We start from the raw sequence: 13,432 nt of genomic DNA, 5'->3' as shown, positions 1-13,432 counted from the left end.
CGCCGAATGTGCGGCCCAAAATGCAAAAAGGCGCGGTCCACAGACCGCGCCTTTTTTGTCTACGTCGTTTCCCGCACCTGACCTTACGCGCCCCAAGCGCTACTGAACCACCATCACGCCGCGATCGACGCCCCACTCAGTGCGCCGGCTTCTTCTCTTTCGCCGCCTTGCTGCCGTGCTTACGCTCGGGCTTCGCGCGCGACTCCGGATTCGGCACCACGTGCAGCGGCGCGGCCGACACCTCGCCGCGTGTCGACGCACTAGTCGACGGCGCGTTTGCCGTCGGCAACGGCGCATTCGGCGACACGAACTGCACGAACACTTCGCCGTCCTTGACCATGCCCATCTCGTAGCGGGCGCGCTCTTCGACGGCAGCCGTGCCGTTCTGCAGATCCTGCACCTCGCCTTGAATACGCTCGTTGCGCAGCTTCGCGTCGGCGTTCTTTTGTATCTGCTGCGCGAGCTGTTGCTGCAGTTCGTGGACGCGCAACCACCCGCCGTGGCCCCACCACAGCGGGTACTGGATCAACGCCAGCAGAACGATCAGTACAGCAGTGACGAGCCGCATGAAGTAAGCACAATAAATACGCGCCGCCCTGCGCTTTACGCAGGGCGGCGAGGTCAATCAGACACGAGGAAGAACCGGCTCATCGGTCAGCGCTAAAAAGTCCACTCACAACCATTAGCGCAGATTGTAGAACGCCGACTTGCCCGGATAGCTGGCGATATCACCGAGGTCTTCTTCGATACGCAGCAACTGGTTGTACTTCGAGATGCGGTCCGAACGCGACAGCGAACCCGTCTTGATCTGGCCGGCGTTCAGGCCGACGGCGATGTCCGCGATCGTCGAGTCTTCCGTCTCACCCGAGCGATGCGAGATGACAGCCGTATAGCCCGCGCGCTTCGCCATTTCGATTGCGGCGAACGTTTCGGTCAGCGTGCCGATCTGGTTGATCTTGATGAGGATCGAGTTCGCGATGCCCTTCTCGATGCCTTCCTTCAGGATGCGCGTGTTGGTGACGAACAGATCGTCGCCGACGAGCTGAATCTTCTTGCCGAGCTTTTCGGTCAGCAGCTTCCAGCCTTCCCAATCGCCTTCGTGCATGCCGTCTTCAATCGACACGATCGGGAACTTGTCGGCCAGCGTCGCGAGATAGTCCGCAAATTCCGCCGACGACAGTTGCAGGCCTTCGCCCGCCAACTGGTACTTGCCGTCGTGGTAGAACTCGCTCGCCGCGCAGTCGAGCGCGAGCAGCACGTCTTCACCGGCGCGGTAGCCGGCTTTCTCGATAGCTTGCAGGATGGTCGACAGGCACTCGTCGTTGCTGCCGAAGTTCGGCGCGAAGCCGCCTTCGTCGCCCACTGCCGTGCTCATGCCGCGGTCCGACAGAATCTTCTTCAGCGCGTGGAACACTTCGGCGCCGCAGCGCAGTGCTTCGCGGAAGGTCGGCTGGCTGACCGGCACGATCATGAATTCCTGGATGTCCAGGCTGTTGTTCGCGTGCGCGCCGCCGTTGACGATGTTCATCATCGGCACCGGCAGTTGCATCGCGCCCGAGCCGCCGAAGTAGCGGTAGAGCGGCAGGCCGGCTTCTTCAGCAGCAGCCTTCGCGACGGCCATCGAAACAGCCAGCATCGCGTTCGCGCCGAGGCGCGACTTGTTGTCCGTGCCGTCGAGTTCCAGCAGCGTCTTGTCGAGGAAAGCCTGCTCGGAAGCGTCGAGGCCCATGATCGCTTCGGAGATTTCGGTGTTGATGTGCTCGACAGCCTTCAGCACACCCTTGCCGCCGTAGCGGCCGGTTTCGCCGTCGCGCAACTCGATTGCTTCGCGCGAACCGGTGGACGCGCCCGACGGCACCGCGGCGCGGCCCATCGTGCCCGACTCGAGCAGTACGTCGCATTCGACGGTGGGGTTGCCTCGCGAATCGAGAATCTCTCGACCGATGATATCTACGATAGCACTCATGGTTTCCTCAAGAAATGACGATGAATTCTTTACAGCGACACGGTGTCGATATGCAAGCCGGCACGCGGCGAACGCGTGAATCAGTTGAAATCGCTTTCGAGGAACGGCGTGCGCTTGACGGCCTGATCGAGCGTGACGAGCGTCTCGAGCAGATCGGCCATGCGATGGAGCGGCACCGCGTTCGGACCATCCGACTTCGCTTCTGCCGGATTCGGGTGCGTTTCCATGAAGAGACCGGCGACGCCGACCGCCACGGCCGCACGCGCGAGCACCGGCACGAATTCGCGCTGACCGCCCGAGCTCGTGCCCTGGCCGCCCGGCAACTGCACCGAATGCGTGGCGTCGAACACGATCGGCGCGTTGGTTTCGCGCATGATCGCGAGCGACCGCATGTCCGACACGAGGTTGTTATAACCGAACGACACGCCGCGCTCGCATGCCATGAAGCGGTCTTCGGAAAGACCCGCCTCACGCGCCGCGTCGCGCGCCTTGTCGATCACGTTCTTCATGTCGTGCGGCGCGAGAAACTGGCCTTTCTTGATGTTGACCGGTTTGCCCGAACGCGCGCACGCGTGAATGAAGTCGGTTTGACGGCACAGAAAAGCCGGCGTTTGCAGCACGTCTACCACTGATGCGACCTGCTCGATCTCGTGCTCGGCGTGAACGTCCGTCAGCACCGGCAAACCGAGCTGACGCTTCACTTCCGACAGGATGCGCAAACCTTCGTCCATGCCGAGACCGCGAAACGACTTGCCGCTGCTGCGATTGGCCTTGTCGTACGACGATTTGTAGATGAACGGAATGTTCAGCTTCGCGCAGATTTCCTTCAGGCGGCCCGCGGTGTCGATCGTCATTTGCTCCGATTCGACGACACACGTGCCCGCGATCAGGAAAAACGGCTTGTCGAGCCCGATTTCGAAATCGCCCAGTTTCATGCTTTCTCCCCGACTTCGCTCGCGACGCGCGACTGCTGATGCGCGAGCGCGGCTTCGACGAACGACTTGAACAGCGGATGGCCGTCGCGCGGCGTGGACGTGAATTCCGGGTGGAACTGCACGCCGACGAACCACGGGTGCATGCTGCGCGGCAGTTCCATCATTTCCGGCAGATCTTCACTCGGGGTACGGGCGCTGATGATAAGACCACCGGCTTCGAGCTGGGGCACGAAGCGGTTATTGACTTCATAACGGTGACGATGACGCTCGTTCACGTCCTTGCCGTAGATCTCTTCGGCCATCGTGCCGGGCTTGATCGGGCAGCGTTGCGAACCGAGGCGCATCGTGCCGCCGAGGTCGGATTCTTCCGTGCGCTTTTCGACGCGGCCTTCGCGGTCGTACCATTCGGTGATCAGCGCGACCACGCGGTTCGGCGTTTCCTGATCAAACTCGGTGCTGTTCGCGTCTTTCAGCGCGACCACGTCGCGTGCGAATTCGATTACGGCCAGTTGCATGCCGAGACAGATGCCGAGATACGGCACCTTCGCTTCACGCGCATAGCGGATCGCGGCGATCTTGCCTTCGGTGCCGCGACGGCCGAAGCCGCCAGGCACGAGCACGGCGTCCAGATGCTTGAGACTTTCGACGCCCTGCGTCTCGATCTCTTCCGAATCGATGTACTCGATGTTCACGCGCGTGGACGTATGCATGGATGCATGACGCAGCGCTTCGATCAGCGACTTGTACGACTCCGTCAGATCGACATACTTGCCGACCATGCCGATCGTGACTTCGTGCTTCGGATTCTGCAGCTTCTCGACGAGTTCGGCCCACATCGACAGATCGGCGGGCTTCGGCGTGAGCTTCAACTCTTCGCAGATGATCGCGTCGAGACCCTGATCGTGCAGCATCTGCGGAATCTTGTAGATGCTGTCCGCGTCCCACACCGAAATAACGGCGTCTTCGGGCACGTTCGAGAACATGGAGATTTTCGCGCGCTCGTCGTCCGGAATGCGGCGGTCGGCGCGGCACAGCAGCACGTGCGGCGAGATACCGATTTCGCGCAGCTTCTGCACGCTGTGTTGCGTGGGCTTGGTCTTCAGTTCGCCGGCGGTGGCGACCCAGGGCACCAGCGTGAGGTGCACGAAGCACGCGCTGTTGCGGCCCATGCGCAGACTCATCTGACGCGCGGCTTCGAGGAACGGCAGCGATTCGATATCGCCCACCGTGCCGCCGACTTCGACGATCGCGACGTCCGGTTCGCCGCAGGTAGCGGAAGCTGCCCCACGCTCGATGAACGCCTGGATTTCATTCGTGATGTGCGGAATGACCTGCACCGTCTTGCCGAGATAATCGCCGCGGCGTTCCTTGCGGATCACCGATTCGTAAATCTGGCCCGTGGTGAAGTTATTGGCCTTGCGCATCTTCGTGCTGATGAAGCGCTCATAGTGGCCGAGGTCGAGGTCGGTTTCCGCTCCGTCTTCCGTCACGAACACTTCGCCGTGTTGAAACGGGCTCATCGTGCCGGGGTCGACGTTGATGTAGGGATCGAGCTTGAGAAGAGTGACTTTGAGACCGCGCGATTCGAGGATCGCGGCGAGGGAAGCGGCGGCAATACCCTTGCCGAGGGAAGATACTACGCCGCCGGTGACGAAAACATATTTGGTCATCGCTGGATGCTCGCGGGAAAAACGGATTATACCGTAAAGCAGGGTCTCAACCCCAGCAAAATGCGAGCGCCCGCGGCAAGCCGATGCGCCGCGCGAGCCACGGCGATCGACGCGCGCCGCCTCAGCCGCGCTCGCTCAGTTCGCGCAACATCCGCTGCACGGCGCGCGCGGTTTCGATCGGCTTTTCCATCGGAAACAGATGGCTGCCCTCGATCCATTCGATATGCCCGCCCGTCGCCCGGCGCGTCGCGCTCAAGCCGACCTGGCGAACTTCCTTCGAGCGCGTGCCGCCGATGAAACCCACCGGCACCGGCGCGCCGCGCGCGAGCCGCGCACCGAGCGTGTGCGGCAAGGTCCGGTAGATCTGATATTCGATGCGCCGATCGAACGCGAGACTGCGCGAGCCGTCGTGCGAGACCTGCGGAATGCCGAACTCGATGTAGTCGGACAGCATGCGCTCGTCCCAACGCGCGAACGCGGGCTTCGAATGGAAATGCCGCCACGCCTCGTCGCGGCTCGCCCAGTGCGTTCGGCGCGTGCGGGTCGCGGCCGCGGGCGACAGCCGCTCGTCGAGCCCGGTGAATTGCGACACGCGCAGGATGCTGCTGCGCCAGCCGGCGACCACCGGCGAATCGAGCATCACGACGCCTCTCACCCACTGCGGCTTTTTCAGCGCGGCCATGAGCGACAGATAACCGCCAAGCGAATGGCCGACGAGCCACACAGGCTGCTCATACGTGCGGCCGATGTCGTCGATCAATTGCTCGACGAGATGCGGCCAGTCCTGCGTCACCGGAAAGCGCGGATCGTGTGCGATGCGTTCGATGTAGCGCACGTCGTAGTCGTCGGAGAGCTCGGCGAAAATCGTCCGGTAAGTCGAGGCCGGAAAGCCGTTCGCGTGCGAAAAATGAATGATGTTTTTCAACTGCGGTTATCTCCGTTCTGTTTTCGTTTTCGCGCGGCGGGTGAAGCGGTGCGGCATCTGGAAGGTATGCCGCAGTGTTCGCGGGTGCGCTCGTGGCGGCGCTTGTTGTCTGGCCGTCTGGCTGTGTGGCTGTCTGGCGGCACTGGCCATTTTCAGCCTCTCCTTTTGCGATGCGCCGATGTCCGCTGTCACGATCTGCGAACGTCGAGCGAACGTTGAGCGAGCATTCATCGATCCATCCAGTAGCGCCGCTGCGTGTCGCGATAACGCTCGACCGTGAGCGCGGCGTCTGGCGCATGCGGGGCCTCGCGCGCGGCGAAGTAAGGATCGACAAGCACGCGCACCGCGCCGTCCGAATCGCTCCTGCCCAACTCGATGTGCCGCGCCGAATAGCGCGCCAGCACGCCCGCACTGGGATGATGAAACCGGTTGCGATAGCCTACCTGAAATAGCGCGATGAGCGGGTCGATAGAATCGAGGAACGGTTCAGTGGATGAGGTCTTGCTGCCATGATGCGGGACCACGAGCACCTGAGCGCGAAGCATGTCGCGATCGCGCGAAAGCAGCACGCGTTCGGACGGGGCCTCGATGTCTGCGGTTAGGAGCGCGGCGAGGGGCGTGGCTTGGGGTTGGGGGGTTGGTCCCGCGGTCGGTGCGCTGTTCGGTGCACCGGTCGGTGCGGTGTTTGATGCGCTGATCGGTGCGCTGCGCACTGAGCTATCCGTGTCACCCGTGCCATCCACGCCCGCACTCTCCGCACCGCTGCGCACGGCACTACCCGATTCCGACGCAACCGCCACCGGCAACGCACTCACGCGCAGCACGCAGCAGTGCGCGTTCGGTTTGCCTTGCAGCGGCCCAGGGTCGGGCCAGAGCATCGCGAACTCGACGCCATCCCACTGCCAGCGCTGACCCGCCGCGCACGGCCATGTGTCTGCGCCGCGTTGCCGCGCGTTCGCCCATAGCGCGTTGGCAGGCGCGAGCGCCGCGACCATCTGACGAACCTCGATGGCATCCAGCACGGCCGGCGCGCCGCCCGAATGATCGGAATCGGCATGGCTGATGATCAATGTATCGAGCGCATTCACGCCATGCGCTCGCAAATACGGCACCACTACTCGCTCGCCGGCATGCGTCGATTCGGGCCCTGGTCCGGCATCGAACAGCAGCGCGTGATGCGCGGTCTCGACCAGCACCGACGTGCCCTGCCCCACATCAAGCGCGGTCAGCCGAAAGCTGCCGTGCGGCGGCCCGGACGGCGCGGGCACGACGAGCGGCAACCAAGTCAGCGGCGCGGCCCAGCGCAACGGCCAGCCGCGCGGTGCAAGACACCAGAGCACGCCGGCCGCGGCGGCGGCGAGCGTCCATCCACTCGGCTGCGGCAGCCACCAGAGCACCCAACGCGGCCCGGACAGCCGTTGCAATCCCGCGATCATCACCTCGAGCAACGCGTGCGCGATGCGCCATGCGTAGGCATCGAGCGGCGCGGGCAACACGACGCCGGCCAGCACCGACGGCGTGACCAACACGCTCACCCACGGAATCGCGAACGCATTCGCGAGCGGGCCGATGAGCGGAATCTGGGCGAACCAGTAGACGGTCAACGGCGCGAGCGCCAGCGTGACGGCGAGCTGGACGTGGGCGGCGCCATAGAGCCGCTCACCGAACGCGCGAATGCGCCGTGCAGCGGCTGTGCGAAAGCGCGGAAAGCGCAACGACCGCCACAAACCCGATGCCCGCGACGACGCAGCCAACACCCCGCCCGCGCCACCACCTTCGTCGTCGATCTCATCAAAATGCTGTGCACGGTCCCACACCCGCGACCGCCCCGACGTCGCAAAAAGAATCGCCGCCACCGCGCAGAACGACAGCCAGAATCCCGCCGACACCACCGCCCACGGATCGATCAGCACCACGAGTCCGAGCGCCCACGCGAGCACGGCCGAGCGCGGCACATTGCGCCCGCTTACGTAGGCGAGCGCGACGACGCTTGCCATCCACAACGCGCGTTGCACGGGCACGTTGAAACCGGCCAGCGCCGCGTGCAGCGCGGCAAACAGCGCGCCGCCCGTCACCGCGACGATTTGCGCTGGCAGCCACAACGGCAAGTTGCGGCCGATCCATCCCGAGCGCCGCCAGAAAGCGCCGGCGAGCCAGGCCGCGAGCCCTGCGGCAAAGCCGATATGCAAGCCCGAAATCGCCACGAGATGACTGGTGCCGGTGGCGCGCATCAGTTGCCAATCGGCGTCGCTGATCTCGTCCTGTGCGCCGATCGCCAACGCGACGACGATGCCCCGATGCGGCGCGCTGCCAAGCACCGCGTCGATTCGTGCCCGCAGCGCCGCGCGCCAGCGGTCCACGGTCACGCCGACACCGCGCGCGTCTGGCCGCAACCGCACCGCCTGCGCCGCCGCGCTGACATAGCCGGTGGCGCGCACATTGCGCGCGAGCAGCGCAGCTTCCGCATCGCGCAGACCGAAGTTCGCATTGCCGTGCGGCCGTTTCAGACGCACGCGCAAACGCCAGCGCTCGCCGGGCTGAAGCGGCGGCGGAGCTTCGTCGGCAATCCATGCAAGCTGAATGACGCGTGGAAAGATAACCGGCGTCGGCGGCAGCAGTCCCGCTTCGTGTGAGTCCACCGACTCGACATCGAACGGAAAACGCGCGCCGTTATCGTCGCGCGCAGGCAAGCCTTTGATGCTGCCGGTCACGTCGATGTCGCGGCCCTCCCACGCGAGCGGCAAGCTTGCCGCGAGCCGCACGTCGGCACGCCACGCCGCATAGCCGAAGCCCGCGCACCAGGCTACACAAGAGACCGCGCACCAGCCCGCGAAAGAACGCCAGCGCCGCAAGGTCCAGTGTGCGACCGCGCTGTGCCCGTCCGACTGAATCTCCGCCCGCCGACGCAACCCCCAAATCGCAACAGCCGACGCCGCACACGCCAACGACACCAGCAAGCACCCGCCTCTCCAACCCGGCAACTCAGCCTGTTGCTGCAACCAGACTACGCCCAACGCAAACCCGCACCACCATGCACGCATCCGCCCTCCGCCCGCCATCCACCGGACGAAACAACGAACACCCGCTCAACGCGCCGCGCAACGCACAGGCATGCCGGGACGTGTGTCTCGCCCGGCGCGAACCACTCACGAACCACTAAAAATCAATGGCTTCGATTATGCAGAGGAAAGTGCGAGCCGCGGCAGCGCGGCGAGCGCGTTAGCCGTTGTGCCTAGGGCGGTCTCGTCGACGGCCATGCCGCGCAATTGCGCGAGCCCCGCGCCGATGCCTGGAATCTGCTCGGGCGAGTTGCGCTGTTTGTAGATCCAGGAGGGTGGAATGTCGGGCGCGTCGGTCTCGACCACGAGCGCGTCGAACGGCAACTGTTCGGCGAGGCGCCGAATCTGCCGCGCGCGCTCGAACGTCAGATTGCCGCCGAAGCCGAGATGCATCCCCTGATCGATGTAGGCCTGCGCCTGCTGGAAGCTGCCGTTGAACGCATGCGCGATGCCGCGATGAATCTGGTGCCGGCGCAGTCCCTTGATGACCTGGTCCTGCGATTTGCGCACATGGCAGATCACCGGCAGATCGAACTCCCGCGCGATCTCAAGCTGGCCGTTGTAGAAGAATTGCTGCCGGGCGTCGTCGAGGCCGTCGACGAAATAGTCCAGACCGATCTCGCCGATGCCGACAAAGCGCGGATCGTCGAGACTCGCCTCGATTTCCGCGCGCAGCAGTTCGAGGTCGCCGTCCTGCGCGGAGGGCGTGAAGAGCGGATGAATCCCGAGCGCGTATGCGCCGCCTTCGAAGCGATGCGCCAGTTCGCGCACGGTCGCGAAGTTCTGCCGGCCGATTGCGGGAATCACGATACGCCCGACGCCCGCGCCTCGCGCCGCCGTCGCGACGTGCTCGCGATCGGCGTCGAATTCGGAAGCGTCGAGATGGCAGTGCGTATCGATCCACATGACTTGCCTCGCTAGCTGAGCAACTGAGTGAGCAAATGAGCCGCAGAGCAACAGAACGCTTTAAACGAAACGCGGCGCTGACTGGAACGTAGCCAAGCGGGCGAACCTGGCGAACCCGTACCCGGCAACAACCCAACTCCGCACCGCCCCGCCCCGCCTCGCCGTCACACCGGCACGGGCGGCTCTTCGTACAGAACGCCGTCGCGCAGCCGCATGATGCGGTCGCACCGGCCCGCGAGTTCCGGGTCGTGCGTGACGATCACGAAGCTCGTTTCGAGCGTCCGCGACAGTTCCAGCATCAGGTTGAAGACGGTATCCGCGGTGCCGCCGTCGAGGTTGCCCGTCGGTTCATCGGCGAGAACGCACGCCGGTTTCGTGACCAGCGCCCGCGCGATGGCCACGCGCTGACGCTCGCCGCCCGACAGTTCGCCCGGCCGATGTTTCGCGCGATGCGCCATGCCGACGCGCTCGAGCACCGCGAGCGCCTCGCGGCGCGACGCTTCGGTTGTCATGCGGCGAATTCGCAGCGGCATCGCGACGTTGTCGAGCGCCGAAAATTCCGGCAGCAAATGATGAAACTGATACACGAAGCCGAGCGCGCGATTGCGCAGGTCGTTGCGCTCGCGCTCGGAGAGTTTCGTGAACGGCTTGCCCATCACCGAGACGTGGCCCGCGCTCGGATCGTCGAGACCGCCGAGCACATGCAGCAGCGTGCTTTTGCCCGAACCCGACGCGCCGACGATCGCAAGTTTCTCGCCGCGCCGCACGCTCAATTGCGTGTTGTTCAGCACCTGGACGTTCAGACCGCCTTGCACGAACGACTTCGAAATGCCGGTCGCTTCCAGCACGTAGGGATGCGGCGTCATTTCCTGAGCGGTCATGGGTAAAGTTGCGGAACGGTCATTCATAACGCAGCGCCTCCGCGGGACGGACTTTGGCGCCGCGCCAGCTCGGGTAAAGCGTGGCCACGGCCGACATCAGGAATGCAATGATGCCGATGCGCGCGACGTCGGCGGGAATCAGTTCGGACGGCAACTCGCTGATGAAATACACCGACGGCGGCAGGAACTGCACGCCGAACGCATGCTCGATCATCGGCACGAGCCACGGGATGCTCCACGCGATCAGGCAACCGAGCGCAACGCCGGTCGCCGTGCCGATAAAGCCGATCGTGACGCCCTGCACGACGAAAATCTTCATGATCGAACGCGGCTGCGCGCCGAGCGTGCGCAAGATTGCGATGTCGGCCTGCTTGTTGGTCACCGTCATCACCAGCGACGACACCAGATTGAACGCCGCCACCGCAATGATCAGCGTGAGGATGATGAACATCATGCGTTTTTCGATCTGCACCGCCGAGAACCAGGTCTTGTTCTGCTGGGTCCAGTCGCGGATATACAGGTCGCCGGAGAGACTGCGCGCGAGCTGATGCGCGACTTCGGGCGCCCGCTGCATGTCGGCGAGGCGCAGCCGCACGCCGGTCGGCGCGGGCAGCCGGAACAGCGCCTGCGCGTCCTTGATGTTGATGAGCGCCAGCGTGCTGTCGTACTCGTAATGCCCGGACTCGAAGATGCCCACCACCGTGAACTGCTTCAGGCGCGGCAGCATGCCGGCCGGCGTGATGGTGCCTTCGGGCGCGACGAGGGTGATCTTGTCGTTGACAGCGACGCCCAGGTTGGTCGCGAGATCCGCGCCCAGCACGATGCCGAATTCGCCCGGCACGAGGTCCGTCAGCTTGCCGCCTTTCATTTCCTTGCCGATGTCCGAGACCTGCGGCTCGAGCGCCGGTTCGATGCCGCGCAGCGCGACACCGCTCACGGCGTCCTGGCGTGTGAGCAGCGCCTGCGCTTCGACATAGGGCGCGGCGCCGATCACTTCCTTGTTCTGGCGCGCTTCCTGAGCGGTCAGTTGCCAGTTGGGCATCGACCCGGTCGGCGAGAAAATTTCGACGTGCGCGAGCACCGACAGCATCCGGTCGCGCACTTCTTTCTGGAAGCCGTTCATCACGGACAGCACGACGATCAGCGCGGCCACGCCGAGCGCGATGCCCGACATCGACACCAGCGCGATAAAGGAGATAAAACCGTTGCCGGTCGTGCGTTTGCCGGCGCGCGTGTAGCGCCAGCCGATCTGCCATTCATAGGGAAATTTCAAGCGAGTCCTTTTCTGCGTTCTTCGGCCACTCTTGCCGCTGGGGCAGCCGCTGCCGTGCGGCTGCGGTTGCTTGCGATTGCCCGCGGTTGCGCATGGTTGCGTGGCCCGAGTGTCCTGATCATTGGTGTCGCGGCAATGCGGATGGTTCCAGTCTGGTCTGGCGGCGCAACTGCGCGCCAGACTTCACCCCATATCGCCGATGCCGCCACCGTCAATCAAGCGCGAAGTTTGCCATACAATGCCGCGCCGCCGCGTAAAGGGACGAGTGACGAGCGACGGTTCGGTGAGGTCCGCGCGGTTGACCGGTTGCCGCAGTTGACGTGTCGCTGCGCGGACGCGTTGCCGGAGTTGACGCGTTCCCGCGGTGCGCCGGCTTGCGCGTTCACCGCCTTCGCCGCAAAGCGCCCTGCGGCGATCCCTCGCGAGCCCACCGCGGCGCAAATGCTCCCGCTGTCCGCCAGCCGCTCTACGCCCGCCCCAGCGCAAATGCTCCCGCCGTCCGCCAGCCGCTTCACGCCCTCCGCGACGCCAATGCCCGCGCCCGCCATCCGCCGCGCCAATCGAAATCGCCGCACGCTTTGCCCTACAATGCGCAGCATCATGCACGCCAACCGCCTCCATCTTCTGCTTCCTTTCGCGCTGCCTGCCGCAGCCGATGCCGCCACTGCTCTCCACGACATCCGCAGCCCCGCCCTCGACCGGCTGATCGCGCGCGCGACGCTCGTGGAACGCGTGATCGGCGAGGATTTCCAGCGCACGCTGCCGCATGAACGGTGGATCGCTCGCCAGTTCGGCGCTTTATCGACCGGCGCGACGGGCGCGACCGACGCGACCAGCACGACCCGCCCCGCCGACGCCACCAATGCAAGCCCAGCCGCCGACGAAGCCCCGCTCGCCCCGTACATGCTGCGCGCCGACGGCGGCGATCCCGGCGACGCCACCTGGGCCTGCGTGCAGCCGGTGCACGTGCGCATCGCGCATGACCATCTGGTGCTGATCGATCCGGCGTCGCTCGAACTCTCGGACGAAGAAGCCAGCGCGCTACTCGCGGTGGCGCGGCCGCTCATCGAAGAACTCGGCGTGCGAATCGAGGCGCCGAATCCCACGCGCTGGTATCTGTCCGGCGACGGCTTCGGCACGCTCGCCGGCGCGTCGCCGCTGCGCGCGAGCGGCCGCAACATCGAAATCTGGTTGCCGCACGAAGCGCATTCCGGCGAGCGCTCGCGCGCGTGGATGAAGCTGCAGAACGAAGTGCAGATGGCCTGGTTCGAGCATCCCGTCAACGAGGCGCGTGAAGCGCGCGGCCTGCCCGCCGTCAACTCCATCTGGTTTCATGCGCAAGGCGCGGCGCGTCCTGTGCAAAGCCCGTTCACGCAAGTTTTCTCCGACGCCGCCGCCACGCGCGGCCTCGCGATGACGGCCGGCGCGCCGGTCGCGGCACCGCCGGCGTCGTTCGCGGCGCTGGCGTCGTCGGCGTCGTCGCCGTTGGCTAAAGACGCCGGCAGCGACAACAACGCGACGCTCGTCGAGCTCGATCCGTTCTCGGCGCCTTACATCGAACAGGACTGGGCCCGCTGGAACGCGGCCTTCGCGTCGTTGCAGGGCGACTGGATCGAACCGGCGCTCGCAGCGCTCGAATCGGGCGCGCTCGCGCAACTCGGCCTGACGCTATGCGGCGACACTGGCTCGGTGACGCTCAGCATCACACGCGGCGATCTGCGCAAGTTCTGGCGGCGGCGCGTGCTCGCATCGCTGTTCATCGAATGATCGACCGCACGATCTAACGTGCCCACGCCCCTATCGACGCACCAACCGAC

General features: G+C 65.0%; 10 protein-coding genes. 1 reads left to right on the top strand and 9 read right to left on the bottom strand.

The window, feature by feature from the left end; genetic code table 11:
• Window positions 1-136 precede the first annotated feature (136 nt).
• From ftsB to AB6809_RS06825, 9 genes are all read right to left on the bottom strand, one after another.
• A complete protein-coding gene (ftsB, locus tag AB6809_RS06865; protein WP_006051291.1) occupies window positions 137-568 on the bottom strand; it encodes a cell division protein FtsB in 432 nt (143 codons plus the stop codon).
• 114 nt (window positions 569-682) lie between these two features.
• Entirely contained in the window at window positions 683-1,966 is a 1,284-nt protein-coding gene (gene eno, locus AB6809_RS06860; RefSeq protein ID WP_053858435.1) for a phosphopyruvate hydratase, read from the bottom strand.
• An 80-nt stretch (window positions 1,967-2,046) separates the two neighbouring features.
• On the bottom strand, window positions 2,047-2,901 hold the full coding sequence (gene kdsA / locus AB6809_RS06855) for a 3-deoxy-8-phosphooctulonate synthase (RefSeq protein WP_029967470.1): 855 nt from the start codon (window positions 2,899-2,901) through the stop codon (window positions 2,047-2,049).
• Window positions 2,898-4,571 carry a CTP synthase gene (locus AB6809_RS06850; protein ID WP_006051288.1) on the bottom strand — a complete coding sequence of 558 codons (1,674 nt, stop codon included), beginning with the start codon at window positions 4,569-4,571 and terminating at the stop codon, window positions 2,898-2,900. The genes kdsA and AB6809_RS06850 overlap by 4 nt, the downstream gene beginning before the upstream one ends.
• 121 nt (window positions 4,572-4,692) lie before the next feature.
• The gene (locus tag AB6809_RS06845; protein WP_006051287.1) at window positions 4,693-5,496 is read right to left on the bottom strand and encodes an alpha/beta fold hydrolase; all 804 of its coding nucleotides are present in this window, start codon (window positions 5,494-5,496) and stop codon (window positions 4,693-4,695) included.
• A 227-nt stretch (window positions 5,497-5,723) separates the two neighbouring features.
• Window positions 5,724-8,537 (bottom strand): ComEC/Rec2 family competence protein, encoded by a 2,814-nt coding sequence (locus AB6809_RS06840; RefSeq protein ID WP_371026138.1) that lies wholly within the window; start codon window positions 8,535-8,537, stop codon window positions 5,724-5,726.
• Window positions 8,538-8,672: 135 nt separating this feature from the next.
• On the bottom strand, window positions 8,673-9,461 hold the full coding sequence (locus AB6809_RS06835) for a TatD family hydrolase (RefSeq protein ID WP_029967474.1): 789 nt from the start codon (window positions 9,459-9,461) through the stop codon (window positions 8,673-8,675).
• Between the two features lie 164 nt (window positions 9,462-9,625).
• Window positions 9,626-10,369, bottom strand: a complete 744-nt coding sequence (lolD, locus tag AB6809_RS06830; RefSeq protein ID WP_006051284.1) for a lipoprotein-releasing ABC transporter ATP-binding protein LolD — start codon at window positions 10,367-10,369, stop codon at window positions 9,626-9,628.
• Complete coding sequence (locus AB6809_RS06825) at window positions 10,362-11,615, bottom strand: lipoprotein-releasing ABC transporter permease subunit (protein WP_006051283.1); 1,254 nt, start codon at window positions 11,613-11,615, stop codon at window positions 10,362-10,364. Before AB6809_RS06825 ends, lolD begins: the two co-directional genes overlap by 8 nt.
• Window positions 11,616-12,203: 588 nt before the next feature.
• Between AB6809_RS06825 and AB6809_RS06820 the strand changes: the two genes are divergently transcribed.
• Window positions 12,204-13,382, top strand: a complete 1,179-nt coding sequence (locus AB6809_RS06820) for a regulator (protein WP_371026137.1) — start codon at window positions 12,204-12,206, stop codon at window positions 13,380-13,382.
• The last annotated feature ends 50 nt before the right edge of the window (window positions 13,383-13,432 follow it).

It is taken from the genome of Paraburkholderia sp. RCC_158 (genome assembly GCF_041355255.1).
Taxonomy (GTDB): Bacteria; Pseudomonadota; Gammaproteobacteria; order Burkholderiales; family Burkholderiaceae; genus Paraburkholderia; species Paraburkholderia graminis.
This window is presented reverse-complemented; position numbering and strand designations above follow the sequence as displayed.

Excerpts from the sequence above, each read along its gene's own strand:
- AB6809_RS06850 (WP_006051288.1), bottom strand. The coding sequence starts at position 4,571 with ATGACCAAATATGTTTTCGTCACCGGCGGCGTAGTATCTTCCCTCGGC.
- kdsA (WP_029967470.1), bottom strand. The coding sequence starts at position 2,901 with ATGAAACTGGGCGATTTCGAAATCGGGCTCGACAAGCCGTTTTTCCTG.
- lolD (WP_006051284.1), bottom strand. The coding sequence starts at position 10,369 with ATGAATGACCGTTCCGCAACTTTACCCATGACCGCTCAGGAAATGACG.
- AB6809_RS06835 (WP_029967474.1), bottom strand. The coding sequence starts at position 9,461 with ATGTGGATCGATACGCACTGCCATCTCGACGCTTCCGAATTCGACGCC.
- eno (WP_053858435.1), bottom strand. The coding sequence starts at position 1,966 with ATGAGTGCTATCGTAGATATCATCGGTCGAGAGATTCTCGATTCGCGA.
- AB6809_RS06840 (WP_371026138.1), bottom strand. The coding sequence starts at position 8,537 with ATGCGTGCATGGTGGTGCGGGTTTGCGTTGGGCGTAGTCTGGTTGCAG.
- AB6809_RS06820 (WP_371026137.1), top strand. The coding sequence starts at position 12,204 with ATGCGCAGCATCATGCACGCCAACCGCCTCCATCTTCTGCTTCCTTTC.
- ftsB (WP_006051291.1), bottom strand. The coding sequence starts at position 568 with ATGCGGCTCGTCACTGCTGTACTGATCGTTCTGCTGGCGTTGATCCAG.